Origin of the sequence: Streptomyces sp. NPDC028635 (assembly GCF_040637635.1) — a bacterium.
Classification (GTDB): domain Bacteria; phylum Actinomycetota; class Actinomycetes; order Streptomycetales; family Streptomycetaceae; genus Streptomyces.
This window is the reverse complement of record NZ_JBEZWX010000002.1, coordinates 1-26,603: the sequence shown is the minus strand read 5'-3', so window position 1 is coordinate 26,603 and position 26,603 is coordinate 1. Positions and strand designations below refer to the sequence as shown.

Genomic DNA, 26,603 nt, shown 5'->3' with positions numbered 1-26,603 from the left:
GCCCCCGTGTGGCGGTGTCGTACGTCTTGACAGGGACCGTCCGACCGGAGTTCCCTTCGTTGCTCATAGGGCGAGATATTGCGCGATACGAAACCCGAAGAGAGGGGCCGGCATGGCCGTCACCCGGCGTCGTCTGCTCAGTGCCGTACCGGTCGTCAGCGCGGTCGCGGCCGTGCCGGTCCCGGCGCGGGCCTCGGACGGGCCCGAGCCCGGCCGCCGCGGCGGAGGAACGGCGCGGCTGGTGAACTGGCCCGCGGCGCAGGGGCGTCGGCTGGAGCGGCTCATCGCCGAGTTCGCGGGGCGCGGCGCGTACGCCGTGTTCGACGCGGACAACACGATCTGGCGCCACGACCTCGAAGAGGCCCTGCTGCCCTACCTGGAGATGAAGGGCGAGCTGACCCCGGAGACGGTCGACCCGTCCCTGAGACTGATCCCCTTCCGCGAGGGCGAGAGCCTCTACTCCTACTACGTCCGGCTCTGCGAGATCGACGACAAGGTCGGCTACCCGTGGATCGCGCAGGTGTTCGCGGGATTCACCCTGCGGCAGCTGAAGACCCGCGTCGACGAACTCTTCGCCCACGCCGAGCCCATCCCGGTGACGTACTACGACGGCGACGACCTCGTGCACGACACGGTCAGCGCGCCCCGGATCTACCCCGGCCAGCGTGAACTCCTCAACGCCCTGCGGGAACACGGCATCACGCCGTACGTCATGACGGCCGCGCACGAGGAGCTGGTGCGCATGGTGGTCTCCGACCCGCGCTACGGCCTCGGCGTCGCACCGCAGAACGTCATCGGCGTCAGCACGCTGCTGCGCGACCCCGCGACCGGTGACCTGACCACCGCCCGCAAGCAGATCGAGCAGGGGCACTTCCTGGACGCGCAGTACCCGGCGAGCAAGCACGCGGGCATGGTGGTGACGCCGTATCTGTGGACCCCGGCGACCTGGTACGTGGGCAAGCTCGCGGGCATCAAGGAGTACATCGACCCCTACCGGCGGCCCGTCCTGGTGGCGGGCGACTCGCCGTCGGACTGGTTCATGCTCTTCGACAGCGATGTGCGGGCGGGGGGCGTGCGCCTGTGGGTCGACCGCAAGCAGAAGTACACCGACGCGCTGGAGGCCGAGAAGGCCGAACGGACGGACCGGCAGAAGGCGGCCGGCGTGGCCGCGGACGCCGACCGGGGCTGGGTGCTCGTCAAGCCGGCGGAGATCGGCGGCTAGCCGCCGTCACCGGGAGCGGGTGCGCTGCTCCCGGCCCGGGTCCCTGTCCCTGTCCCGGTCGCAGTCCCTGTCCCGGTCGCAGTCCCGGTCCGGGAGTCCGTCCCGGTCCGGGAGTCCGTCTCCCGTTTCCACGGTCCGACGCCCAGCTTGCCCGTCGTGCCGAGGTCAAGTTCCGGGGTGACCGTCACCGGGCGGGCGCCCGCCTCGGCCCACACCCGGACGTAGGGGACGTTCACCGCGTCGCCGAAGCCGGTGGTGTTGCGCCACGTCATGACGGCCACCGCGCGCTCCCCCGGTTTCAGGGCCACCGGCACCGGGCTCCCGTCCGCGCCGGTGCCGGAGGCGATCCCGGCGCCGCCGTGCAGGACGCGGACCGTGTCCACGGGTTCATGGCCGGCGTCGAGCAGCTGGAGCCGGGGGTAGCCGTCGAGACGGTGGATCCCGGAGCCGCAGTTCTCCAGGTGCAGCCCCACGACCCGCAGCCCCATCGCGGCGTCGCCCCCGTCGGCGTACACCCGCACCCCGGACGACGGACACGGACCGCCCTGCGCGGGCGCCTCGGCGGAGGGGACACTGCGCACCTTGAGGATCTTCGCGCCCGCCACATCGCCCGCCCGGTACGCCGGCCCGGCCGTCCGCCGGACCGTGGCGCCCGGCGCCACCCGTTCCACCGTCTGCGACACGTTGTCGAGCGCCCCGCCGGAGGCCGCGAGGAAGCTGAGCGTGACCGTGTACGTCAGCTCGGCACCGGTGCGGTTGGTGACCTCGTAGGACACCGCGGCGCCGGTCCGGCCGCACGTCCCGCCCCGGGCGGGGAGCGCGGTGATCCGCACCCCGTCCTTCTCCTGACCCGCGCCGCCGGTCACCGGGGAGGGCGAGGAGCAGGGGTCCGCGCCGGCCGGCCCGTCCGCCGTCCGCGTGCCGCATGCCGCGAGCAGCAGGGCGGTGGCGAGAACGGCCGGGACGGCGAGGTGAGGGGTCCGCATCCGGTCACCCCATCAGGGCGCCGATCGGTCGGCTGTGGCGGAAGCCACTGCTCCGGCAACAGGGCTGTCACAGACCGGCCCTCAGGAGCGGCACCGGCCGGTGTCCGTCAGCGGTCCGGGGTGAGGACGGGCTTGACGTCCAGGATGGGCGTGCCGTCGATGGCCTCCAGGTTGCGCACATGGACGCGCGTCCCGGCCACGGTGAGGACGCGGACGGTGTGCAGGCCGATCGGATTGGGGCGGTCCGGCGAGCGGGTGGCGAAGACTCCGGTGAGCGGCCGGGTGGCGTCACCGCGCGGGTGCACGGTGAGCGTGTCGCGGTCGGCGCGGTCCAGCCAGGTCAGCAGCACCACGTCGGCGCCCTCGGCGAGACCGTCGAGCGCGGCGGCGTACCGCTCGTCGAAGACGAGCCAGGCGTCGGGTGCGCCCTCGTCGGGCTGGCGGGGCGCCGCGGCCCGGTCCGTGAGCAGGGACTCGACGCGCCCGATCGGGCGCAGTGCGTATGCGGTCACGTGCTTCGACCCCTTTCCGTACCGGTCCACACCGGTCCACACCTACCCATGACGAAGGCCCCGCCGCTCGACGCGACGGGGCCTTCGCCCACATGGGGTCGATCCCCGGAGGGATCTCGTGGAGATGGCGGGAATCGAACCCGCGTCCAACGGTGCGGAATCAGGGCTTCTCCGTGTGCAGTCCGCTGTGCTTTTCTCAGCCCCGGAGATCACGCGGACAAGTCTCCGACGGGCTCAGTCACTGTGTGATTTCCCTCTACACCCCGTGACCGGGCCTAGAGGTTTAGTTCCCTAGCTGATGCCAGGATCCGGGTCGGGAACACCCCCGGGCTGACACTCCCTATGAGTAGGGCAGCCGCTGCTCGCTACCTGAGATCAGGCAGCGAGGGCCAGCTGGCCCTGGGAGAGATCGCGCTTGGAATTGGCGATTATTTTTTTCGGCCTGTGGTTTACGAGATCATGGCCGCTTCCTCGACACGCTTCCCCTGCTTCGACAGCCGCTGTCGAAACCGATCATCCCCATGTTGATTTTTCAATGAGCACACCGAGCATCACGTCCGGTGCTACCTGCCATCGTACGTGACCAACGCCCGGGGATGCCAGCGCATTCCCGACCGGGGGCCTACGCCCGCTGCTTGCGCCGTACCGCCGAGATGGCGCGCTCGGTCTCGCGGCGGTCCTGCTTCTCGCGCAGCGTCTGGCGCTTGTCGTACTCCTTCTTGCCCTTCGCCAGCGCGATCTCGATCTTGGCCCGGCCGTCCTTGAAGTACAGGGCGAGGGGCACGATGGTGTGACCCGTCTCCTGGGACTTCGACTCCAGCTTGTCGATCTCCTCGCGGTGCAGCAGCAGCTTGCGCTTGCGGCGGGCGCTGTGGTTGGTCCAGGTGCCCTGGCTGTACTCCGGGACGTGCACGTTGTGCAGCCACGCCTCGTGCGCGTCGAGCTGCACGAAACCGTCGACCAGCGACGCCCGCCCCTGGCGCAGCGACTTCACCTCGGTGCCGGTGAGGACGAGACCGGCCTCGTAGGTGTCGATGATGAGGTAGTCGTGCCGCGCCTTCTTGTTCTGCGCGATCAGCTTGCGCCCTTTTTCCTTAGCCATAGTGCCGACCATTTTCGCACCACACCGGGGGTGCGCGGGAAGTGGATTAACCCGGCCCGCTCCAGCTACGTGGTGTCGCCCAGGCCGCCGAGCACCGTCTGGGCCCGCTTCAGCGCCTCGCCGTCGGCCTCCAGGTCCGGCGTGATGCCGGCACCGTCGACGCCCCGGCCCGAGGGGGTGCGGTAGTGGCCCACGGTCAGCTCGGCCACGGATCCGTCCGGCAGCCGGCTCGGCATCTGCACCGAACCCTTGCCGAAGGTGCGCGATCCGACGACCACGGCGCGGCCACGGTCCTTCAGGGCGCCGGTGAGCAGCTCGGCCGCGCTCATCGTCCCGCCGTCGACGACCGTGACCAGGGGCCTCGCGGTGTCCCCGCCGGGCGCGGCGCGCAGGACACGCTGGGCGCCCTCCACGTCGTAGGTGGCGACCAGGCCGCCGTCGAGGAAGACCGACGCGGTGTCCACGGCCTCGGTGACCAGGCCGCCGGAGTTGCCGCGCAGGTCGAGCACGATCCCCGCGCCGGCCGGCGCACGCCCCACCGCGGCGCGCACCTTGTCGCCGACGCCCTTGGTGAAGGAGGCGATCCTGATCACGGTGATGCCGCCGGGCAGCGTGTGCACGGTCACCGAGTTCGTCGACAGCCGGGCGCGGCGCAGGGTGAGCGTCCACGCGCGCGTGCCGCGCTCCAGGCCGAGCCGGACCGCCGTACCGGCTCCGGCGTCGGTGGCGTCACCGCGCAGTAAGGCGACGACGTCGGTGACGGGACGGCCGTCGACCGCGTGGCCGTCGATGCTGCGCAGCCGGTCGCCGGCGCGGATGCCGGCCTCGGCCGCGGGCGACCCGGCGCTGACCTTCGTCACCTCGATCCGGCCGCCCCGCTCGCGCCGCGCCCACAGCCCGACGCCGGTGTAACGGCCGTCGAGGGCGTCCTGGAACTCCTCGTACTCGCCCTGCGAGTAGACGGCGCCCCAGCGGTCCCCGCTGCGGCTGACGGCCCGTTCGGCGGCCTCCGTCGGGGACTTGCCGTCGGCCATCGCCTCGGCCGCGGCCCGCGCGACCGCCTCGTGGCGCCCGCCGGGAGCGGCGGCCGTGCGGACCGCGTCCGCCGTGGTCCTGCGATCGGTGCCGGGCAGCGAGCCGGTCGCGGCCCCCGCGACGAGCACGCTCGCGAACACCAAGGTCAGGGTGGCCCCGCGGCCGATGCGGCGGGGCTGACAGAACAGGTCACGACCTGACATGGCGGTGAGTCTAGGACAACGGCGAAGGGCCGCAGGGGCTCTTGCCCCCGCGGCCCTCTTGGCGTTGGTCACACCTTCAGATACTTGCGCAGCGCGAAGAACGCGGCCAACGCGGGCATCAGGAAGCTCGCGGCGAGGATGAGCGGCAGCTTGGTCAACACCGCGTCCCAGCCGACGAAGTTGATGAGCGGCAGCTTCTGCGACAGCGCCACACCGTGGTCGATGACGAAGTACTGACCGAGGACCAGGAACGTGCAGGCGACCGTGCCGCCGATCACCCCGGCGACGGCGGCCTCCATGATGAACGGCGCCTGGATGTACAGGCCGGACGCGCCGACCAGCCGCATGATCCCGGTCTCCCGCCGGCGGCTGAACGCCGAGACGCGCACGGTGTTGACGATCAGCAGCAGCGCCACCGACAGCATCACCAGCATCACGCCGCGCGCGCCGAGGTTGAGATAGCCGAGCAGCGTGAACAGGTTGTCCAGGATGCCCTTCTGGTCCTGCACCGACTGCACGCCGTCACGCCCGTTGAACGCGGTCGCGATGACCTGGTACTTCTCCGGGTCCTTCAGCTTGATCCGGTACGACTCCTGCATCTGGTCCGGCGTCAGGGAGCTGGCCAGCGGCGAGTTGCCGAACTGCTCCTTGTAGTGCTTGTACGCCTCGTCCTGCGACTCGTACACGACCTTGTCGACGACCGTCATCTTCTTCAGGTCGTCGAGGATCTGCTTCTTCTGGTCCGCGGTCACCGCGCCCTTGGCACAGTTGGGGTCGGACTCGGCGTCGCTCTTGTTGCAGAGGAAGATCGAGACGTTGACCTTGTCGTACCAGAAGCCCTTCATCTGGCTCACCTGGTCGCTCATCAGGAGCGACGCGCCGAACAGGGCGAGCGAGAGGGCGACGGAGACGATCACCGCGAGGGTCATCGTCAGGTTGCGGCGGAGACCCACACCGATCTCCGACAGGACGAACTGGGCGCGCATGGCGGCTGGTTATGCCTTTCCGTGGCTTGGATGCGGTCTCGTACGCGTCGGTCAGTGCTGGTAGCCGTAGACGCCGCGGGCCTGGTCGCGGACGAGGCGTCCCTTCTCCAGCTCGATGACGCGCTTGCGCATCTGGTCCACGATGTTCTGGTCGTGCGTCGCCATCACGACGGTCGTACCGGTCCGGTTGATCCGGTCGAGCAGCTTCATGATGCCGACGGAGGTCTGCGGGTCGAGGTTGCCGGTGGGCTCGTCCGCGATCAGCAGCTTGGGCCGGTTGACGAACGCGCGCGCGATGGCGACGCGCTGCTGCTCACCGCCGGACAGCTCGCCCGGCATGCGGTCCTCCTTGCCGCCGAGACCGACCAGCTCCAGCACCTGCGGCACGGACTTGCGGATCTCGCCGCGGGACTTGCCGATGACCTCCTGCGCGAAGGCGACGTTCTCCGCGACCGTCTTGTTCGGCAGCAGACGGAAGTCCTGGAAGACGGTCCCCAGCTGGCGGCGCATCTGCGGCACCTTCCAGTTGGAGAGGCGCGCGAGGTCCTTGCCGAGGACGTGCACCTGTCCGTGGCTGCACCGCTCCTCGCGGAGGATCAGCCGCAGGAAGGTGGACTTTCCGGAGCCGGAGGACCCCACGAGGAACACGAACTCGCCCTTCTCGACCTCGAGGGAGACATCCCTGAGGGCGGGACGGGTCTGCTTGGGGTAGACCTTGGAGACGTTGTCGAATCGGATCACGGATGCACCACGGGTCGCCGGGGGTAGATGAGCGTGACCATACGCGAAGCGGGTGTGGGCGCGCAGTCACCGGTAACGGTTGAGCGAGGCTTGTACGTTTTTGTACGGAACATTGCAACGCCGGTGACGACGGCCAGGTGAGCCGCCCCTTCGCGGGGCCCCGCGCAGCCTTTGGCGGAACCTGGCACAGTGGTGGGGGGAACGTTCGCGTTTCCGTATGCGTTGTACGGGACAGAAACCGGTTCAAGGAGGGCGAGCGCATGACGTACGACCGGCTGGTGTGCGCGAGCTGCGCGGCGCCCGTGAGCGAGGGCCGGTGCCCTGTGTGCCGTGCGAACCGCGAGCGGCTGCAGCAGGAGAACTTCTTCGCCGGACTGAACCCCGTGGCGCTGATCGCCCTGCTGGCCGCGCTGATCGCGGCGGTGGCGCTGCTGGCGCACCAGACCGTGTAGCAGACGGTCACCGCACGCACCGACGACGACTGAGGGCCCGGAGCTGGATGCTCCGGGCCCTTCGTCGTGCGCTGTGCGTCGCCTGCCGTACCGCTGGTGCCGCGGTACGGCGCCCGCCGTCGCCTTCGGTGTCGCTGCGGCTACCGTCAGGCAGCGGCAGCGCCGCGGCCCGCGGCGAGGCGCGGCAGGATGCGGAAGCCGATACCGCCGGCGATCATCGTGGCGGCGCCGATGACCAGGAACGCGGTCTGACCGGCACCCGTCTCGGCGAGCTGGCCGTCCTTGCCCTGGGCGGAGGCGGCGGAACCGCCGGTGGAGGACGTGGCCTCACCGGTGTCGGTCAGGGCCGAGGAGCCCTCCTCCTGGGTGGAGCTGCCGCCGTTGGGGTCGGTGTGGTCGCCGCCGGTGGAACCGCCGGTGGTGGAACCGCCGCCACCGTTGCCGCCGTTTCCGTTGCCGCCGTTTCCGTTGCCGCCGTTGCCACCGTTGCCGTTGCCGCCGTCGTTGCCGGCGGAGGTGCCGGACGACGTGCCCGCCGAGGTACCGGTGGAGGTGCCGGCGGACGTGCCGGTGGACGTGCCCGCCGAGGTACCGGTGGAGGTGCCCGCCGACGTGCCGGTGGACGTGCCCGCCGAGGTGCCCGTGGACGTGCCCTCGGACGTACCGGTGGACGTGCCCTCGGAGGTGCCCGTGGACGTACCCTCGCTGGTCCCCTGGGTGGTGCCCTGGGTGGTGCCCTCGGTGGTCCCCTGAGTGGTGCCCTCGGTCGTGCCCTGGGTCGTCCCTTCGGTGGTCCCCTGGGTCGTGCCCTCGGTCGTGCCCAGCGAGGTGCCCTCGGTCAGGCCCAGGGTGGCGCCCTCGGTCGTGCCCTCGGTCGTCCCTTCGGTCGAGCCTTCGGTGGACCCGCTGTCGAGGCTCACGCCGACATTGAAGTCGAGTGCCGAGGCGGCGCCTGCCGCCGTCAGGGAGGCACCGGCCGCGATCACGGCGCCGGCGGCTATCCGCGCGACGCGGATCCGCGTCTTCTTGGTCATGTGGTTGCTACCCCCAGTAGCTGATTCGTCAGTGAGGCGGCGCTCGGGACGGTGATCGACGGAGGAGGCAGCACGTTTGCTCACGTTCCCCCGGTTCACATGCGCCCCAGAAATACGCATGCCGCGCCCAACCCTTCCCATTTTTCAAAGCAACGTCAAGGCCGTTGCGGGCGTGATGTCCGGATAAGGGGATCTTTGCCGGGGGTTGGCGAGTGTGAGCGTGCTGTAAAAGCTGGACAAACGCCAACCGCCCCTACGGGAGGGGCGGTTGACTTTGTCGACAAACTTACTTCTCTTGCTGCTTGCGCCAGCGAATTCCGGCCTCGAGGAAACCGTCGATCTCGCCGTTGAAAACGGCCTCGGGGTTGCCGACCTCGTGCTCGGTCCGCAGGTCCTTCACCATCTGGTACGGGTGCAGGACGTACGAACGCATCTGGTTGCCCCAGGAGTTGCCGCCGTCACCCTTCAGGGCATCCATCTTGGCCTGCTCCTCCTGGCGGCGCCGCTCGAGCAGCTTGGCCTGGAGGACGTTCATGGCGGTGGCCTTGTTCTGGATCTGCGAGCGCTCGTTCTGGCAGGAGACGACGATGCCGGTCGGCAGGTGCGTGATGCGCACCGCGGAGTCGGTGGTGTTGACGCCCTGACCGCCCGGCCCGGAGGACCGGTACACGTCGATGCGCAGCTCGGACTCGTCGATGTCGACGTGGTCGGACTGCTCGACGACGGGGAGGACCTCGACGCCCGCGAAGGAGGTCTGGCGGCGGCCCTGGTTGTCGAAGGGCGAGATGCGCACGAGGCGGTGCGTGCCCTGCTCGACCGAGAGGGTGCCGTAGGCGTAGGGGACGTGCACCGCGAAGGTGGTCGACTTGATGCCGGCCTCTTCGGCGTACGACGTCTCGATGAGCTCGGTCTTGTAGCCCTTCTGCTCCGCCCACCGCAGGTACATCCGCTGCAGCTTCTCGGCGAAGTCGGCGGCGTCGACGCCACCGGCCTCGGCGCGGATGTTGACGAGCGCCTCACGGGAGTCGTACTCGCCGCTCAGCAGCGTGCGGACCTCCATCTCGTCCAGCGCCTTCTTGACAGAGACGAGCTCGGACTCGGCCTCGGCACGGGTGTCCGGGTCGTCCTCCTCCTCGGCCATCTCGAAGAGCACGGCGAGATCGTCGATCCGCGAGCGCAGGGCCTCGGCCTTGCGCACCTCGGCCTGGAGGTGCGAGAGCTTGCTGGTGATCTTCTGCGCCTCGTCCGGGTCGTCCCACAGGGACGGCGCGGCCGCCTGCTCCTCGAGCACGGCGATGTCTGCCCTCAGCTTGTCGAGGTCCAGGACGGCCTCGATCGACTCCATGGTCGAGGAGAGGGACTTCAGCTCTTCGGATACATCGACGACTGCCACGCCTCCAGCGTAACGGCTCCACCGTCCGACCTACGCCGGACGGCTGCGGCCGACTGCTCGGGGCCCCGAGCCGACGCCGCCCCACCGGGGGTGTGCGATCCCCGGCCGAGCTCGGAGCCCCGCCGGGGGCCGGGACCCGGTGGGAAGCCACCGCCGGTCCAGGCGCGGAGCCCCTGGCGGGGGTCGGGTCGCCGTACCGGGGCGGAGCGCGGGACCCGTCGGGGTGTGTGGGGCGGGGCCCCTGGCGGTCGCTCTTGGGCAAGAGAGCCGGGCGGGTGGGTGAGGGACGCGCCCGCAGTCAGGGGCGCAGCCCGCACTCACCTCACGGTGTGACCGGGGCTGAGTTCTTGGTGTCCGGGGGCGGGGAGCCCTCGTCGTCGGACGTGGCGGCCCAGGCGCCGACGCCGACCGCGGCGGCGACCAGGACGCCTGCCACGCCGAGCGTCAGCCGGCGCCGCCGCACGGCCGTCGCACGGTTGCGGGCGGAGCCGGGGCGGGGGGCGCCCGCGGCGCGGGGCGCGCGGGCCGTGCCGAGGGCTCCACCGGCCAGCTCGTCGGGGCCGGGCACCCTCATCGACGTATGCGTGTCCCGGTTGGAGTCGGGCGCCGCTCCGCGGACCAGCGGGACGGCGCCCCGGCGGGCCCGGGTCCGGGCGGAGTCCCCCGCCGGCTCCCCCGCGCCGTCGCCGTCCCCGGCCTCCTCGTCGCCCTCCGCTTCCGCGTCCGGCTCGTCGACGTCCAGCGGGGGCAGGCCGGCCAGGATCGGCAGCTGCTCCCGCAGCCGTACCGCGAGCTCGGAGGCGCGCAGGCGGGACGCGGGGGCCTTGGCCAGGCACTGGACGAGCAGCTGCCACAGCTCCTCCGGGATGCCGGGCAGCGGCACCACCGTCTCGGTGACATGGCGCCGCAGCACCGCCCCGGGGTGGCCGCCACCGAACGGCGTGAAGCCGGCCAGCAGCTCGTAGAGCACCGTCGCGAGCGCGTAGATGTCCACCGCCGCCCGGGGCGGCAGGCCCTCCACGATCTCGGGGGCGAGATAGTCCGGCGTACCGATGATCTTCGTGGCGCGGGTCCGCTTCGGGGTGTCGATCAGCTTCGCGATCCCGAAGTCCGTCAGCAGGGCCCGGTGCGAGCCGCCGGGCCCGAGCGGCCCCTGCATGTCGAGCAGGACGTTCTCCGGCTTGACGTCCCGGTGGACCACCCCGGCCGCGTGCGCGGCGGCCAGTCCCTCGGCGACGTCCGCCACGATCGACACGGCCGCCGCCGGCGCCAGGCGCCGCTCGCGTTCCAGCCGCGTCCGCAGGTCCGTGCCCCGCACGAGGTCCATGACCAGCGCGAGGTCGTTGCCGTCCACGACGAGGTCCCGCACCGACACCACGTTCGGATGCTCCAGGCCGAGCAGCGCGGTGCGCTCCTGCACGAAGCGGCCCACGAGCTCCTCGTCGGACGCGAGGTCCTCACGCAGCAGCTTGATGGCGACGGGCCCGTCGGGGCCCTCGCCCAGCCACACCGTGCCGGCGCTGCCCCGGCCGAGGATCTGGTGGGCGGTGTACCGGCTGCCGATCTTCCGTGCCAAGACTGCTCCTACAGACGCGTGTTGTCGCCAAAGCTACGCGTCCGGGGAGCCCGCGTTCACCGCGGAGACGGAAATCACCCGTCCGTTGTCGACAAATCGCCAGACTCGCATCGACGGTCAGGTGCCGCTGCCGCCCGAGGAACCGCCGGACGAACCGCCCAGATCGCCGATCCAGCCGGTCACGGTGTCGTACCAGTGCTTCAGTTCGCCCCAGTAGCTCCGCCCGGTCCCGATCCAGTCCTGCAGCGGGGTGAACTCCCAGACCATCCACCCGGCGACGAACAGGATGACGATCACGAACAGGCACCCCTTCAGGCAGCCGAGCCCGGGGATCTTCATCGGGTTGGCGCTGCGCTGGCGCGCCGGCCGCGGCTCGCGCACCGGCCGCTGCGGCTGCTGGGGCGGAGCCGGCGGCGCGTACTGCTGCGGCTGCTGACCCTGCGGGTAGCCGTATCCCTGCTGGTAGCGCGGCTGCCGGCCCTGCGGGGCGCGCTGCTGCTGCGGGCGCGGCGCCTGCTGCTGGGGCCGGGCGACCTGCCGCTGGGGGCGGCGGCGCAGCGGGTCGTCGTTCGGGTCGAGGTACTGGATCTGCGTCTGCTCGTTGCGGTCGCGGGCGGCGCGCAGCTGGGTCTGCCAGGGGTGCGGCTGGTCCGGGCCCCCCTGTCCCTGCTGGCCGTACTGCCCCTGCTGGCCGGGCTGGTGCTGCGGCACCGGCGGCAGGACGGCGGTGGGGTCCGCCGCTCCGGCGCCCGGGCCGGTGTTCGGCAGGACGGCGGTGGGGTCGGCGGCGCCGACCGGGGCGCCGGTGTGCGGCAGGAAGCTGGTGGCGGCGTTCGGGTCGTACCCGCCGGCGCCGTGCGGCAGCACCTGCGTCGGGTCGGCCGCGCCGGGCACGCCCGGTACGGCGGTGGGCGCGGGGTCGGGCGCGAGGAGCGCGCCGACGCCCTCGGCGGCGGCGATCTGCGCGGCACTCGCGTGCACCCCGACACCCTCGGCGACGACCCGCAGCCCGCGCGCCAGGTTGACGGCGCTGGGCCGCTCGTCGGGGTTCTTGCGCAGGCAGCGCTCGATGACCGTCCACAGCGGGTCCGGGACGGTGGAGGGACGGCGCGGCTCGGCGCTCAGATGCTGGTGGAGGACCTCCAGCGCGCTGCCGCCGGAGAACGGCGGGCGGCCGGTGACCAGCTCGTACAGCAGGATGCCGGCGCCGTAGATGTCGACGGCGGAGGTCTGCGGGCGGCCCTCGGCGGACTCGGGGGCGACGTACGCGGGCGTGCCGACGAACTCGTGGGTGCGGGTGAGGCCGGGCGAGTCGGCCAGCCGGGCGATGCCGAAGTCGGTCAGCATCGGATGCATCCGGTCGCCGTCCTGCTTGAGCAGGACGTTGGCCGGCTTCAGGTCGCGGTGGACGACGCCGTCGGCGTGGCTCGCGGCGAGCGCGTCGGCGATCTGCGCGGTGAGCAGGGCGGCGGCGACGGGTGTGAGGGGGCCGTTCTCGCGCAGGTAGCGGTGCAGGTCGGGGCCCTCGACGAGGTCCATGACCAGCGCCAGCAGATCGCCTTCGACGACCAGGTCGCGCACCCGCACGATGTTCGGGTGGGTCAGCCGGAGCAGGACGGACCGCTCCCGCAGGAACCGCATCACCACATCGGCGTCGCTCGCCAGCTCCTCCTTGAGGACCTTGATGGCGACGGTCTCGCCGGGCTGGCCCGCCACGGCCGCCTCGGCGCCCGCGGCCTCCCGCTGGCGCGCTCGCCAGACGGTGCCCGTGGCGCCGCGTCCGAGCGGCTCCTCGAGCAGGTACTTGCTGCCGACTGGCCGCACGTCACGCGCTCCCTGCTGCTTGCCTTGCCTACGTTCCGACCCACTGTAGTGCCGTGGTGCCGGGCACCGGCGGAGTCGGAGATCTGTACGTCTTGCGTACGAAAGACGCACGAGGTGGTCTCACGGGTTGCCGGAAGCGGACGTGACCGATCTCAACCGGTCGCCGCTGCCGCCCCGGTCCAGCACTTTTGCGGGCAGAGCCGACCAATCAAGATCACTTGTCCTGGACATGTGGGCGTGTTGTCAGTGGCAGGTGCGAGGATGCCTGGAAGCAACTGGCCGTCGTGCTCGTGTGGGGTGGGGGGAGTCCGCGCCGCCCGCGCAGAAGGGACCGCTGACGCCGATGCAGATCCGGCTGACCGTCGTAGATCCGCAGGCCCCGCACCCGGGGGCGCGCGGCCGCGCCGCGAGCTGCGACGTGCTGGTGACGGCCCCCGCGGGCACGGCTCTGGCCGCGGTGGCGTCGGCGCTCGCCGCGGCGGTCCAGGCCGGTGACGGCCCGGTCGTGCTGTACGCGGGTGCCGACCGGCTCGACGCACAGCGCTGCACGCTGGGCGAGCCCCCGCTCACCGACGGCGCCGTGCTCTCGCTGGGCGCGCCCGCCGACCCCGAGCCCCACCCCGAGCTGGACGACGCCCCCGCCCAGTTGCAGGTCGTCGCCGGTCCCGACGCGGGCGGTGTCCATCTGCTGCACGGCGGCGAGGTGCGGGTGGGCCGCTCCGCCGACGCCGACGTCCCGCTCGACGACCCGGACGTCTCCCGGCTGCACTGCGCGGTGACCCTGTCCGCCGACGGCCGCGTCACGGTCGCGGACCTGCACTCCACCAACGGCACCACCCTGGACGGCACGCGCGTGAGCGAGCGGGCGGTGCGCTTCGCGCCGGGCTCCCTGCTGCGGATCGGCGAGTCGGCCCTGCGGCTCGCCCCGCCCGGCGGCCCGGGCACGCGCGTGGCGACGACACCGGACGGCGAGGGACACGTACGCGTGGCGACGGCACCGGACGGCGAGGGACACGTACGCGTGGCGACGGCACCGGACGGCGAGGGACACGTGCGCGTGGCGACGTCGCCGGACGGCGTGGGACATCCGCGCGGGCGCGCCGCCGGGGACTCGGCTCCCCCGCACGGAGGCGGGTCCCGGCCGGCCGCACTCGCGGAACCCGCGACGGTGCCGGGCCAGGGCGGCGCCCCCCGCGCCGAGAGCTACGGCGGCGCGGCGGCCCCGGGCGGCCCTCCCCGTACGGCCGTCCCGGGTCCGGCGGTCACGGGCACGCCCGCTCCCTGCGCCTCCGGTACGCCCGCTCCGCGCGCCGCCTCGCCCGCCCCGGACGACCACCACCGCGCCCTGGACACGCACGGCGGGGGCGTCCCGTTCGGCGCGCTCGCCGACGCCCGGGAGTCCGCGCCCGCGCATCCGCATCCCCTCACCGACGGGGACGACGCCGAGGCCGACGGCCGCAGGGGCGGCCGGCGGCGCGGCGGGCTCTCGGCGTGGGCGCGCCGGCTGACCGGCGGACGCGGTGAGCCGGAGCAGACGCCGGCACGGATCGAGGCCGACGGCGTGTCGTACGCCGCACCGGACGGCGAGCGGCCCACCGCCGTGCCGCCCGTGACGGCCGACACGGCCACCGCCCGCGCGGAGACCTGGCCGGACCCGGCGGCCCTGCTGCTCACCGCGCTCGGCCCGGGCCCCCGGCTGTGGGAGCGCGGCCCGGGCCATCCGGAGGCGCTCACCGTCCGCCTGGGCACGGCCGACCGCACCACGCCCGACGGCAGCGACCTGCTGCCCGCCGTCCCGGTGACCGCCGGTCTGCGCGAGGCCGGGGCGCTGGGGCTGGCCGGGCCGCGCCCGAGGCTGTCCGGGCTGGCCCGCGCGGTGGTCGCCCAGCTCGCCGCGCTGCACTCCCCGGACGTGCTGGAGATCGTGCTGATCAGCGTCGACCGCGCGCGCACGCTGGAAGAGCGCACGGCCGAATGGGGGTGGCTCGGCTGGCTGCCCCATGTCCGCCCCGGTCACGGACAGGACTGCCGCCTGCTGCTCGCCTACGACCGCGAGCAGGCCGCCGCCCGCACCGACGAACTGCTGCGCCGGCTGGCGGACCACCTCGCCGATCAGCCGCCGTCCCGCCCGGGCACCGGGACCGGATCCGCCGTACCGGTGACGCCGGCCGCCGCGCAGAGCACCCAGGTGCTCGCCTCTGAGAGCACCCCGGTGCCCCCGCGCCGCCCCTCCTGGGCCCGCTCCGACGACGCCGCCCCGGACGACCGCGCCCCGGGCGACGGCGCTCAGGGCGCGCCGACGTCCTTCCCCGGTCCGTACACCGTGGTCGTCGTGGACGGCGACCCGGGCGGGGCCGGGCTGCGGGAGACGGTGGCGCGGCTCGCGCAGGACGGCCCCCGCGCGGGCATCCATGTCGTGTGCCTCGCCGAGACGGCCCCGGCCTCCCCCGCCTCCCCGGTGACCGATACCTACGAGGCGGCCTGCGCGGTCGCGCCGACGTTCCGTCAGTGCGGTGCCGTCGCCCTGCTCAGCGGTGACGTGGCGAGCGCGCTGCGCCTGCTGCGGGTGGCGCCCGCCCCGGACCCGGCGCCCGTCGGGCACGGCACGGTCGCGGTGGTGGACGCGGTCTCCACGGCGTGGGCGGAGCGGTTCGCGCGGGCGCTGGCGCCGCTGCGGCCGGACGGGGCCGGGGAGAAGCACGCGCGTGTGTCGGCCCCGCTGCCGTCGTCGGCCCGCCTCCTGGACGAGCTGGGTCTGGCCCGGGCCACGCCGACGTCGCTGATGGCGCGGTGGGCGGACGCGGCCGACGACGCCGAGGCGCTCGGCGGACGGGCGTGGGCGGTGCTGGGCGCGGGCCCGCGCGGCCCGGTCACCGTGGACCTGGTGGCCGAGGGCCCGCACCTCGTCGTCGAGGGGCCGCCCGGCAGCGGCCGCACCGAGCTGCTGCGGGCCGTGGTCGCCTCGCTCGCGGCGGCCGAACGGCCCGACCGGCTCGGCATCGTGCTGATGGACGGCCGGGACCGGGTGAGCGGCGCGGGCGGCGAGGGTCTGCACGTGTGCCGGGACGTCCCGCACGTCACGACCCACCTGACCGCCAACGACCCCGTGCTGATGCGGGAGTTCGCGCAGTCGCTGAGCGCGGAGCTGAAGCGGCGGGCCGAGTTGCTGGGCCGCTCGGACTTCGCCGAGTGGCACCGGCACCGCGAGGTCTCCGGCCGTCTGGTCGCCCAGCGCGCCGCGCCGGGCACCCGCACCGCGCACGGCCTCGCGGGCACCGCCCACCCCACCGGCGGCTCCCCCGCCACGGCCGCCGGAGCGACCGGCACCTCGGCGGGCACCACGACCAGCACGTCCGCAGGGACATCGACCGGCACGTCCGCAGGGACATCGACCGGGACCACGACCGGTGCCGCCGACCTCGACGCCCCGCCGAGCTCCACCCTGCGGCTGCGCCCGTCCGCGGCCGCCCGCCGGCAGGCGGAGTCCGCTCCCCCGCTCCCCCGCCTCGTGGTGGTCGTCGACGACCTGGACGCCCTGGTCGCGCCCCCGCTGGGCGCGGCGGGCCGGCCCGCCGCCGGTTCGGTCATGCGGGCGCTGGAGGCGGTGGCGCGGGACGGCGAGCGGCTCGGCGTGCACTTGGTGGCGGCGGCCCATCCCGGCGGCCGTACGGCCGAGTCGGAGCCGGTGCGGCGGGCGGCGCTGCGGATCGTGCTGGACGCGCCCGAGGCCGGACCGGACGCCCCGTCACCCGGCCGGGGGCGGCTGACCGGGGCGCGCGGGCGGAGCACGACGTTCCAGGCGGGGCGCGTCACCGGCCGTATCCCGCGGACGGCGACGCTGCGCCCGACGGTCGTCGCGCTGGAGTGGCACCGGATGGGTGATCCGCCGGCCCGCCGCCCGGTGCGCGAGCTGGGCAACGGCCCGACGGACCTGGCGCTGCTCGCCAGCGCGTTGCAGAGAGCGGCCAAGGAGGTGTCGGCGGCGCAGGTCCCGTCACTCCTTTAGCCGACCCGCACGGCCCGGCTCCCGAAGCGCGGGGCGCGAGGCGGGCGTTTCCCCGGGCACGGGCCCGGTGAGGCTCAGGGCCCATCACGACGCGGTCACGATCCCCGGGTTGACACCCTTCGCGGTCTTGCCGACCCCTTTGACCCGGCGTAGACCAGACGCCACGGGGCAAACACTCGATCGTTCGACGACGAACGAAAGAACGGGGAAGTGATGCGCACCACGAGCAGCAGCACCATCCGGAACACCAAGGGAGCGAGGGCCGCAGCGGCCGTGGCCGCGAGCGCCCTGGCCTTCTCTCTCGCCGCGTGCGGGGGCGGCGGCGACAAGAGCGGCACCGACACGGGCGGTTCCACGCCCAGCGCCGCCGGCAGCGACAGCGGCCTGAACCTGCCGAAGCTGAACGGCACCCACCTGGAGGTCGCCGCCGTCTGGACCGGCGCCGAACAGTCCAACTTCAAGAAGGTCCTCGCGGAGTTCGAGAAGCGCACCGGCGCGAGCGTGACGTTCGTACCCGCGCAGGACCCGATCATCAACTTCCTCGGTTCCAAGATCGCGGGCGGTCAGCCGCCGGACGTGGCGATGCTGCCGCAGCCCGGCGCCATCAAGCAGGCCGTGGACAAGGGCTGGGCGAAGCCGGTGAACGCCGACGTCCAGTCCGAGCTGGGCAAGAACTACTCGCAGGGCTGGCAGAACATCGGCAAGGTGAACGGCAAGCAGTACGGCGTGTACTACAAGGCCGCCAACAAGTCGCTGATCTGGTACAACGCCAAGGTCTTCGAGAACGCGGGCGCGAAAGAGCCCAAGACGTGGAAGGACCTGCTGAACACCGCGCAGACGGTGTCCGACTCCGGTGTCACGCCGTTCTCGATCGGCGGCGCGGACGGCTGGACGCTCACCGACTGGTTCGAGAACGTCTATCTGTCGCAGGCCGGTCCGCAGAAGTACGACCAGCTGGCCCAGCACAAGATCAAGTGGACGGACCCGTCCGTGAAGGACGCGCTGACCACGCTGGCGCAGATCTGGGGCAAGAAGGACTGGATCGCGGGCGGCCCGGACGGCGCGCTGCAGACGGAGTTCCCCGCGTCGGTCACGCAGACCTTCACCGGCGGTGACCAGCCGAAGGCCGCCATGGTCTACGAGGGCGACTTCGCGCAGGTCAACATCGGTGAGACCAAGGCGAAGGTGGGCACGGACGCCAAGGTGTTCCCGTTCCCGACCGTGGGCAGCACCGCGCCGGTGGTCTCCGGTGGTGACGCCGCGGTGATCCTGAAGGACTCCAAGGGCGCGCAGGCGCTGGCGAAGTGGCTGGCCTCGCCGGACGCGGCCACCATCCAGGCCAAGCTGGGCGGCTATCTGTCGCCGAACAAGAGCGTGCCGAACTCGGCGTACCCGAACGAGGTGCAGCGCAAGATCGCCAAGGCTCTGATCGACTCCGGTGACGACTTCCGGTTCGACATGTCCGACCAGGCCCCGCAGTCCTTCGGCGGCACGCCCGGCAAGGGCGAGTGGAAGGACCTGCAGGACTTCCTGAAGAACCCGAGCGACGTCGCGGGCACGCAGCGGAAGCTGGAGGCGGACGCGGCCGCCGCCTACGGGAGCTGACGCCATGGCGTCGGCCACGGCGGCAGGGGTCTCCGAGACCCCTGCCGCTCCTCGCAGGCGCAAGAGCGTGACCGGCACCCGCAAGACCGTGGCGGCGCTGTTCCTGCTGCCCGCGCTGGTGCTGCTCGGCGCGCTCGTGGTGTACCCGATCGGGTACTCGGTCGTGCGCAGCTTCTACGACCAGTCCGGCCACTCCTTCGCCGGCATCGACAACTACAAGGCCCTGTTCACGGACGAGGGCATCCGCACCGCGCTGAAGAACAACATCATCTGGGTGGTGTTCGCGCCGACGGTCGCCACCGCGCTGGGGCTGATCTTCGCGGTGCTGACCGAACGGGTGCGCTGGGGCACGGCGTTCAAGCTGGTCGTCTTCATGCCGATGGCGATCTCCATGCTCGCGGCCGGCATCATCTTCCGCCTGGTCTACGACCAGGACCCGGACAAGGGCGTCGCGAACGCGGTGTGGGTCGGCGTGCACGACACGTTCGCGCAGTCCTCAGCGTTCCCGAAGGCGCACCCGGGCCGCAAGTCGCCGCTGGAGGCGGAGGGAGGCGGCTTCGTCACGAAGACGCCGGTGCAGGCGGGGCAGCCGGTGCTGCTGCCGCTGGTGGGCGTCGCGCCCGACCAGATGCCCGACAGCGCCAAGGAGGCCGTGCCGCCCCGCGCCGAGCCGGGGAAGATCACCGGCACGACCTGGCAGGACTTCACGCGCGGCAAGGGCGTCGGCAAGCTGGGCTCGCCCGACCCGTCCGAGCTCGGGTACGCCGGGATGCGGATCGAGGCGGTCAAGGACGGCCGGGTCGTGGCGTCCACGACGGCCGGCGACGACGGCACGTTCACGCTGCCGGGCAAGGCCGCCGGGGCGCAGCTGAGGCTTCCGGCGAGCAACTTCAAGCAGCCGTACAACGGTCTGGACTGGCTCGGCCCGTCGCTGGTCACACCCTCGATCATCGGGTCGTACATCTGGATGTGGGCGGGCTTCGCGATGGTGCTGATCGCGGCCGGGCTCGCCGGGGTGCCACGGGAGCTGCTGGAGGCGGCCCGGGTCGACGGAGCCAACGAGTGGCAGGTGTTCCGGCGGGTCACGGTGCCGCTGCTGGCGCCGGTGCTCGCGGTGGTCGCCGTGACACTGATGATCAATGTGCTGAAGATCTTCGACCTGGTCTTCATCATCGCCCCGGGCTCCTCGCAGGACGACGCGAACGTGCTGGCGCTGGAGCTGTACCGCAAGGGCTTCTCGGAGGACCAGCCGGGCATCGCGAGCGCGATCGCGGTGTTCCTGCTGCTGCTCGTGATCCCCGTCATGTGGTTCAACATCAGGCGGCTCAGGCGGGAGGTGCGGCGATGACGGCGGACGCCGGCAGTCTGGCGCGGGCGGTGCCGCCGCCGGCCGGGACGGTGAAGGCGAAGCGCTCGCCGGCCTCCCGGCTCGTGGGCTGGCTCAGCGGCGGCGCGGTGCGCGCCTTCCTGATCGTCGTCGGCCTGTTCTGGCTGGTGCCGACGATCGGGCTGCTGATCTCCTCGCTGCGCACGCCCGAGGACATGAGCGCCAGCGGCTGGTGGACGGTGTTCTCCGAGCCGTCCCAGCTGACCTTCGCCAGCTACACCAAGCTGCTGGAGAACCCGGACATCACCAACTCGCTGGTCAACACCGTGCTCATCACGGTCCCTGCGACCGTGCTGGTCGTGGTGGTCGGCTCGCTCGCGGGCTACGCGTTCGCGTGGATGGAGTTCCCGGGCCGCGACTGGTGGTTCCTCGGCGTGGTCGGGCTGCTGGTGGTGCCGGTGCAGGTGGCGCTGATCCCGATCGCGGAGCTGTTCGGCAAGATCGGCCTGTTCGGCACGATCCTCGGAGTGATCCTGTTCCACGTCGGGTTCGGCCTGCCGTTCGCGGTGTTCCTGCTGCGCAACTTCTTCGCGGAGATCCCGCGCGAACTGCTGGAGGCGGCGCGGCTGGACGGCGCAGGCGAACTGCGCCTGTTCACCCGGGTCGTGATGCCGCTGGGCGGGCCGGCGATCGCCTCGCTCGGCATCTTCCAGTTCCTGTGGGTGTGGAACGACATGCTGGTGGCGCTGGTGTTCACCAAGTCCGGCACCCAGCCGATCACGGTCGCGCTGCAGACACAGGTCCGGCAGTTCGGCAACAACATCGACGTGCTGGCGCCCGGCGCGTTCATCTCGATGGTGGTCCCGCTGGCGGTGTTCTTCGCGTTCCAGCGGCAGTTCGTGTCCGGGGTCATGGCGGGCGCGGTCAAGTAGCCGCGTCACCTGGCCGGTTGGGAGCGGCGAGGGTGAGCCCTTCGCCGTTCCCCCGGATGCCGTACGGCCCGTAACCCGTCCCCCACCTGGGCCGTTGCCGGGCAAACGCCCGTGCCGAGACCATGGATGCCCGTTGCCCAGGTTCAGTGTCGTCGTCCCCGCGTCCCGGGTGCAGGCGTATCGGCCCGCGTGCCCGGAGTCGGTCCCGTCGCAGTCGTCCACCGACCGGGAGGAGACGGGCGAGCCGGACGCACTGGTGTGCGGGCACGCGCGCGTGCCTCTCGCCGGCCGGGGGGTGCCGACGGCGGCGGAGAAGGTGTGCCGCCGGGAGCTGGTGGTCGTCGGGCGGCATCTGGAGCTTGGGCGGTGGCGGCCGGTGCTGTCGCGCCGGACGACCGGCCATCTCGCCGCGCTCGCCGCCCGCCCGTCACGGCTGCCGCGACCCGCCCGTGCGGAGTTCGCGCGCCTGGTGCGCGCCCTTCACAGGCGCCGGACCGTGGTCCTTTTCCCGGCGCCGCTGATCCGGTTCGGGCTGCTGCGCGCCCTGCGCGCGCTGCGGCTCGCGTCGGCCGGGGCGCGCGGCACCGGCCGGCTCGCCGTACGGCTGACCCGCCGGCTGCGGGTGGCCGCGCCGCGGCTGCACTGCCGCGTGCAGCGGTCGCTGCCGCCGCGAGCCGACCGGGGCGACCGGGGCGACCGGGGCGACCGGGGCGACCGGGGCGACCGGGGCGACCGGGGCGACCGGGGCGACCGGGGCGACCGGGCAGTCTTCACGGTCGAGGACCTGCGGGGGTACGGCGGCGACCCGGGCGCGCCGGAGACCGCGCTCCGCACCCGCGCCCCGTGCATCGGCACGGCGTGGATCGCGCGCCCCGAGCACGGGCACACCGTGCCACCGGGCCCGCGCCGAGCGCCGCCCGTGCCGCCGGCGGGTGCGGCTCACAGCCCACTCGCCGGCGTGCCGCCGCAGGAGCCGCGAGCCGCTCTCGGGCCCCGCTGACCGTCACCGCTGAGGCATGTCGACCGATCATCCACCGAACCGACCGTCCTTCGAACGTCTTTGAGGCTCCCGGGAGTTCCCATGCCGTCCAGTCCCTCACGGCCCACTCCGACCCGGCCGCCCGTCTGGCGCCCGACCGACCGGCCCGGAGGCGGCGGCGGACGCGGACGCAGACGCGGACGGCCGATCGGGTGACGTAGCGTCCCGACGGGGTGAGCGGCGGCGCGGCCACCGACCGGCGCCGGACCGTGCGGGCATATAAGCCCAATGCCCCGAATGTCCGACCATCCGGTCGTCCGATGAGCGCGGGCGCCCACGCGGGCGTGACCGCGGGCGCGAGCCCGGACGCCCTCGCCCGCCGGCCCGCGCGCGGCGCGACCGCCCTGCGCGGGGGACGACGGTGGCGCCCGACGCCGTACCAGGCCGCCGGCCTGCTGTTCTGGCTGGTGATGACACTGGCGTACTGGCGGGTCCCGCTGTGCTGCGACGCCGGGCAGCACGCGGCGGTGATCGAACGGCTGCGCGACGATCTGCTGCATCCCCGCCTGCCGATGGCCGACCTGCCGGGCGCCGGCAGCCCGTACTACTCGCCGTACGCGGCGGCCGAGGGCGTCTTCGCGCGACTGACCGGGCTGGGCGGCTGGGAGGTGGTGCGGCTGGCCGGGCCGTTCAACCTGCTGCTGTTGCTGACCGGCCTCCACCGCTTCGTGCGCACGTTCACCCCGCGCCCGTGGGCGCCGGTGCTCGCGCTGGGCGCGATGACGCTGCTGTGGGGCACCGAACGGGTGCTGTGGAGCGGCTGTCCGAGCCTGATCGCGATGACCACCGACCTCGGCTACCCCTCCACCGCCGCGCTCGGGCTGACGCTGTGGGCGTGGGCACTGACGGGCAACCGGGCCCGGGACACGCGCCGGGTGCGCTACGTCGGCCCGAGCGGCCTGCGCGGCTTCGCCGGGTACGGGGCCCTGGGCGTGCTGTACGGCGCGATCCTGCTCGTGCACCCGATCACCTTCATGGCGACGGCGACGGGAGCGGTGGCCCTGGTGGCCGGACCGCAGCGCGGTCGGCGGGTCACGGTGGTGGCCCGCTGGGCGCTGACCTGCGCGGTCGCGCTGCTGACCGCCGCGGTGTGGCCGTACTGCGATGTGCTCGCGCTGGCCGGGAACGGCAGCCTGGACGCGATCCACCGGGAGCTCTACGACGACCTCGTGGGCCACTACTGGCTGGCGCTGCTGCCGGGGCTGCCCGCGCTGTGGCTGCGGGCCCGGCGGCACGGGTGCCGTGACCCGCTGGTGCTGATGTTCGCGCTGGACTGCCTGGTCGTGGCGTACGGCCGGCTCAGCGGCCACTACACGTACGGCCGGGTCCTCGGCGCGGCCGTGCTGCCGCCGCAGATCGCGCTCGCGGTGGAACTGGCGGCGCCCCGGCCGTGGCGGGCCGGGCGCAGGGCGCTGGGGGCGGTGGCCGCCGTGGCGGCGGGGGTGGGCTTCTGCACGGTGCAGGCCGGGGCGGTCGTCCCGCGCTCACTGGACCCCGTGGGCTTCGAGCAGCCCCCGCACTGGCCGTCGTACGCCTGGGCCGCGCGGTACATCCGGCCCGGCGAGGCGGTCATCGCCGACGGCTACCGGGCCAAGCGCCTGCTGCCCGGATACGGCCCCGACCTGGCCGCGCCGACCTGGCCGGACCCGGCGCTGGACGAGCGCGAGCGGCTGCGGCGCGAGGCCGACGTGGACGCCTATCTCGCCGACGGCTCCACCCGCGCCGAGCGCTCCGCGATCGCCCGCCGCTACCACGTGCGCTGGCTGCTGCTGACGCCCCGGCGCCGGCTGCCGGCGGAGGCGGTCGTGGTGGCGTGGAGCGGGCGGACCGGCGAAGTGCTCGCGCGGATCCCGGGTACGGCGGGCGACTCCGGGGCGGGGAGCACGGGCACGCCCGCGACTCCGGGAAGCACGGGCGCGCCCGCCACTCCCCGGTGAGGAGCGGCGGGCGCGCGGGGACTACTCGATGACCAGGTCGACGGGGATGTTGCCGCGGGTGGCGTTGGAGTAGGGGCAGACCTGGTGGGCGGTCTCCACCAGCTTGCGGCCGGTGGCCTCGTCGATGTGGGCCGGCAGCTCGATGCGCAGGGTGACCGCGAGGCCGAAGCCCTCGCCCTGCTTGCCGATGCCGACCTCGCCGGTCACGGCGGCGTCGCTGACGTCCACCTTGGCCTGCCGGCCGACCAGGCCGAGGGCGCTGGCGAAGCAGGCGGCGTAACCGGCGGCGAAGAGCTGCTCGGGGTTGGTGCCCTGACCGTTGCCGCCCATCTCCACCGGGATGGCCAGCTGCAGGTCGAGCCGGCCGTCGGAGCTGACGGCACGGCCCTCGCGGCCGTGGGTGGCGGTGGCGACGGCGGTGTAGAGCGTGTCCATGACGGGCCTTCCCTCTCGGTGTCGGTGACGGACCCAAGTAGAGCACGAAATTAAGTTGTGCACAACTGAATGGTTCGTAATTCTGTGGCGCGGTACTTCATTGTGTGCGACTTCATTGGGTGACGTTCTGCTGTCCGCAACCGAATGGTCCGTCGGAGCTACCCTGGACCTCATGACCCCGACCATCCCGCCGACCGCCGAGCAGGAGGACTGGCTCCAGCTGGACCGCCAGATCTGCTTCTCGCTGCACGCCGCCTCCCGCGCCTTCAACGGCGTCTACCGCGTGATCCTCAAGGACCTCGGGCTCACCTACCCGCAGTACCTGGCGATGCTGGTGCTGTGGGAGCGGGGCGAGCTGCCGGTCAAGAAGCTCGGCGAACACCTGCGCCTGGACTCCGGCACGCTGTCGCCGCTGCTGAAGCGGCTCGAGGCGGCCGGCCTGGTCCGCCGCGAGCGCGACGCCCATGACGAGCGGTCGGTCCGGGTACGGCTCACCGACGAGGGCACGGCGCTGCGCGAGCACGCCCTGCAGGTGCCGCGCCGGATCATGGCCTCCACCGGCTTCGACCTCGACGAGATCCGCGAACTGCGCGGCCGCCTCGACCGGCTGACGACGGCGCTCGACGCGGCGGCACAGCAGGGAGAGCAGCCCGGAGTTGCCCCGAATTGATGGCGTTCGGCGCCGACAGGCCGGATGACACCTGACGCGGCATTCGCCCGTCTTACGATCCGCCGTGATGTCAAGACGACTTGTTCGCGCCGTCCCGCTCACCGCCGCGTGGCTCGCCACCCGCGGCCTGATGCTGTGGGTGCTCACCCACAGCACCCCGGCCGCGCTCGGCAACGGCCGGGTCGCACACGAGGTGTGGGGCCTCTACCACCACTGGATGAACGTCCTCGCCCACGGCGCGTTCCCGGCGCACGACACGCTGTGGCAGTACCCGCCGGGCGCCGGGCTGGTGATGCTGTCACCGGCGGCGCTGCCGGGACTGACGTACCTCCAGGCGTTCGTCGTGCTCACGCTCCTGTGCGACGCGGCCGTCACGTTCGCACTGGCCCGCGCGGGCCGGCGGGACGGCGGCAGCGGGCTCGGCGCCTGGTACTGGACGTGCGGCCTGCCCCTGCTGCTGCATCTGCCGCTCGCCCGCTACGACGTGATCGTGACCGCGTTCGCCGTGCTCGCCCTGCTGGCGCTGGCGCGCTTCCCGCGCGCGGGCGGGGCCTTGGCGGCGTTGGGGGCGCTGGTGAAGGTGTGGCCGGTGCTGGTGCTGCTGGGCACGGCGAAGGGCCGGGCGACCCGGACGGCGTGGATCTGGGCGGCGGCGGTGGGTGCGGTGACGTGCGCGCTGCTCGGCCTGGTCTTCCGCAACTCCCTGTCCTTCCTGGGCAACCAGGGTGGCCGCGGCGTCCAGATCGAGTCGCTCGGCGGCACGCTGCTGGGCCTCGCCCGGCACGCCGGCTGGCCGGGGCGGGTGCGGTACCAGTACGGGGCGATGGAGTTCGTCGGTCCGCATGTCACCGCGGTCGCCCATGCGTCGCTGGCGCTGACCGCCGTGTCCTTCGCGCTGCTGCTGCTCTGGCGGCTGCGGTCCCGCCGGTGGACGGCGGCCACGCCGTGTGACGCGGCGCTGGCGGCGGTGCTGCTGTTCACGGTCACCAGCCGGGTGGTGAGTCCTCAGTACCTGATCTGGCTGCTGGGGCTGTCCGCGGCCTGCCTGACCGTCCGGCACACGGTGCAGCGGCCGGTGACGGTGCTGGTCGCCGTCGCGGCGGCGGTGAGCGTGGTGGTGTACCCGGTGATGTACCGCGAGGTGATCCTCAGTACGACCACGGGGGTGGGCCTGATGCTGGCCCGCAACGGGCTGCTGGCGGCGGCCGCGATCTGGTCCCTCGTGCGGCTTTGGCGGGCGACGCGGGGGACGCCCGACCCGGCGTCGGTCCCGGACAGCCGACGCGCTGTGGATTGGGCGCTGAGCAAGGCGTCTTGAGGCGGGAACCTTGGCCTGCCGGCGGCTGGGTGGGGTTGCCTGCGGCGCCCGGTCGTGTTTCGGCTGCGGGTGCGTTGTGGCCGGTCGCCTTTGCCTGCGGCGCCCGGTCGTGTTGTGTCTGCGGGTGCGTTGTGGCCGGTCGCCTTTGCCTGCGGCGCCCGGTCGTGTTGTGTCTGCGGGTGCGTTGTGGCCGGTCGCCTTTGCCTGCGGCGCCTGGTCGTGTTGTGTCTGCGGGTGCGTTGTGGCCGGTCGCCTTTGCCTGCGGCGC

The 26,603-nt window shown here is 73.0% G+C and carries 21 protein-coding genes and 1 other RNA gene; 10 read left to right on the top strand and 12 right to left on the bottom strand.

All coding sequences use genetic code 11. The features are described 5' to 3' along the window. The first annotated feature begins 112 nt into the window (after positions 1-112). Entirely contained in the window at positions 113-1,222 is a 1,110-nt protein-coding gene (locus AB0E88_RS02275) for a haloacid dehalogenase-like hydrolase (protein WP_361622391.1), read from the top strand. Here the strand turns inward: AB0E88_RS02275 and AB0E88_RS02270 are convergent. The 7 genes from AB0E88_RS02270 to ftsE all read right to left on the bottom strand — a co-directional run bounded on the left by AB0E88_RS02270 (position 1,219) and on the right by ftsE (position 6,787). Then, on the bottom strand, positions 1,219-2,208 hold the full coding sequence (locus AB0E88_RS02270; protein WP_361622388.1) for a DUF4232 domain-containing protein: 990 nt from the start codon (positions 2,206-2,208) through the stop codon (positions 1,219-1,221). The two genes, AB0E88_RS02275 and AB0E88_RS02270, sit on opposite strands and share 4 nt — an antisense overlap. A gap of 107 nt (positions 2,209-2,315) precedes the next feature. Then, complete coding sequence (gene tsaA, locus AB0E88_RS02265) at positions 2,316-2,720, bottom strand: tRNA (N6-threonylcarbamoyladenosine(37)-N6)-methyltransferase TrmO (RefSeq protein ID WP_361622385.1); 405 nt, start codon at positions 2,718-2,720, stop codon at positions 2,316-2,318. Positions 2,721-2,836: 116 nt separating this feature from the next. Next, positions 2,837-3,241, bottom strand: a transfer-messenger RNA (tmRNA) gene (gene ssrA, locus AB0E88_RS02260). A gap of 101 nt (positions 3,242-3,342) precedes the next feature. Then, positions 3,343-3,822 (bottom strand): SsrA-binding protein SmpB, encoded by a 480-nt coding sequence (smpB, locus tag AB0E88_RS02255; RefSeq protein WP_361622383.1) that lies wholly within the window; start codon positions 3,820-3,822, stop codon positions 3,343-3,345. A gap of 65 nt (positions 3,823-3,887) precedes the next feature. Next, the gene (locus AB0E88_RS02250) at positions 3,888-5,060 is read right to left on the bottom strand and encodes a S41 family peptidase (protein WP_361622380.1); all 1,173 of its coding nucleotides are present in this window, start codon (positions 5,058-5,060) and stop codon (positions 3,888-3,890) included. Positions 5,061-5,128: 68 nt separating this feature from the next. Continuing rightward, the gene (gene ftsX / locus AB0E88_RS02245) at positions 5,129-6,046 is read right to left on the bottom strand and encodes a permease-like cell division protein FtsX (protein ID WP_361622377.1); all 918 of its coding nucleotides are present in this window, start codon (positions 6,044-6,046) and stop codon (positions 5,129-5,131) included. Positions 6,047-6,097: 51 nt separating this feature from the next. Beyond that, positions 6,098-6,787 carry a cell division ATP-binding protein FtsE gene (ftsE, locus tag AB0E88_RS02240; protein ID WP_361622374.1) on the bottom strand — a complete coding sequence of 230 codons (690 nt, stop codon included), beginning with the start codon at positions 6,785-6,787 and terminating at the stop codon, positions 6,098-6,100. 260 nt (positions 6,788-7,047) lie between these two features. Here ftsE and AB0E88_RS02235 point away from each other — a divergent pair, with 260 nt between their 5' ends. Next, the gene (locus AB0E88_RS02235; RefSeq protein WP_361622371.1) at positions 7,048-7,239 is read left to right on the top strand and encodes a hypothetical protein; all 192 of its coding nucleotides are present in this window, start codon (positions 7,048-7,050) and stop codon (positions 7,237-7,239) included. Positions 7,240-7,385: 146 nt separating this feature from the next. Here AB0E88_RS02235 and AB0E88_RS02230 read toward each other — a convergent pair whose 3' ends face one another. From AB0E88_RS02230 to AB0E88_RS02215, 4 genes are all read right to left on the bottom strand, one after another. Continuing rightward, positions 7,386-8,273: a hypothetical protein gene (locus AB0E88_RS02230; protein ID WP_361622368.1), complete on the bottom strand. Its 888-nt coding sequence runs from the start codon at positions 8,271-8,273 to the stop codon at positions 7,386-7,388. A gap of 286 nt (positions 8,274-8,559) precedes the next feature. Continuing rightward, positions 8,560-9,666: a peptide chain release factor 2 gene (gene prfB, locus AB0E88_RS02225; protein WP_361622365.1), complete on the bottom strand. Its 1,107-nt coding sequence runs from the start codon at positions 9,664-9,666 to the stop codon at positions 8,560-8,562. Positions 9,667-9,988: 322 nt separating this feature from the next. Next, positions 9,989-11,242, bottom strand: coding sequence for a serine/threonine-protein kinase (locus AB0E88_RS02220; protein WP_361622362.1), 1,254 nt, complete (start codon positions 11,240-11,242; stop codon positions 9,989-9,991). 117 nt (positions 11,243-11,359) lie between these two features. Then, complete coding sequence (locus AB0E88_RS02215) at positions 11,360-13,066, bottom strand: serine/threonine-protein kinase (protein ID WP_361622359.1); 1,707 nt, start codon at positions 13,064-13,066, stop codon at positions 11,360-11,362. Positions 13,067-13,409: 343 nt separating this feature from the next. Here AB0E88_RS02215 and AB0E88_RS02210 point away from each other — a divergent pair, with 343 nt between their 5' ends. The 6 genes from AB0E88_RS02210 to AB0E88_RS02185 all read left to right on the top strand — a co-directional run bounded on the left by AB0E88_RS02210 (position 13,410) and on the right by AB0E88_RS02185 (position 23,912). Then, positions 13,410-17,072, top strand: a complete 3,663-nt coding sequence (locus AB0E88_RS02210; RefSeq protein ID WP_361622356.1) for an FHA domain-containing protein — start codon at positions 13,410-13,412, stop codon at positions 17,070-17,072. A 213-nt stretch (positions 17,073-17,285) separates the two neighbouring features. Continuing rightward, the gene (locus AB0E88_RS02205; protein WP_361622353.1) at positions 17,286-18,677 is read left to right on the top strand and encodes an extracellular solute-binding protein; all 1,392 of its coding nucleotides are present in this window, start codon (positions 17,286-17,288) and stop codon (positions 18,675-18,677) included. A 4-nt stretch (positions 18,678-18,681) separates the two neighbouring features. After that, the gene (locus tag AB0E88_RS02200) at positions 18,682-20,025 is read left to right on the top strand and encodes a sugar ABC transporter permease (protein ID WP_361622350.1); all 1,344 of its coding nucleotides are present in this window, start codon (positions 18,682-18,684) and stop codon (positions 20,023-20,025) included. Further along, a complete protein-coding gene (locus tag AB0E88_RS02195) occupies positions 20,022-20,936 on the top strand; it encodes a carbohydrate ABC transporter permease (RefSeq protein ID WP_361622347.1) in 915 nt (304 codons plus the stop codon). Before AB0E88_RS02200 ends, AB0E88_RS02195 begins: the two co-directional genes overlap by 4 nt. A 133-nt stretch (positions 20,937-21,069) precedes the next feature. Next, a complete protein-coding gene (locus tag AB0E88_RS02190; RefSeq protein WP_361622344.1) occupies positions 21,070-21,936 on the top strand; it encodes a hypothetical protein in 867 nt (288 codons plus the stop codon). A 299-nt stretch (positions 21,937-22,235) separates the two neighbouring features. After that, a complete protein-coding gene (locus tag AB0E88_RS02185) occupies positions 22,236-23,912 on the top strand; it encodes a hypothetical protein (protein ID WP_361622341.1) in 1,677 nt (558 codons plus the stop codon). Between the two features lie 21 nt (positions 23,913-23,933). On the opposite strand, the gene AB0E88_RS02180 is transcribed toward AB0E88_RS02185, so the two are convergent. After that, positions 23,934-24,347 carry an organic hydroperoxide resistance protein gene (locus AB0E88_RS02180; protein ID WP_361622338.1) on the bottom strand — a complete coding sequence of 138 codons (414 nt, stop codon included), beginning with the start codon at positions 24,345-24,347 and terminating at the stop codon, positions 23,934-23,936. Between the two features lie 172 nt (positions 24,348-24,519). On the opposite strand from AB0E88_RS02180, the gene AB0E88_RS02175 reads away from it, so the two are divergent. Further along, positions 24,520-25,017, top strand: a complete 498-nt coding sequence (locus tag AB0E88_RS02175; RefSeq protein ID WP_361622335.1) for a MarR family transcriptional regulator — start codon at positions 24,520-24,522, stop codon at positions 25,015-25,017. A gap of 67 nt (positions 25,018-25,084) precedes the next feature. Continuing rightward, positions 25,085-26,335, top strand: coding sequence for a glycosyltransferase 87 family protein (locus AB0E88_RS02170; protein ID WP_361622332.1), 1,251 nt, complete (start codon positions 25,085-25,087; stop codon positions 26,333-26,335). The last annotated feature ends 268 nt before the right edge of the window (positions 26,336-26,603 follow it).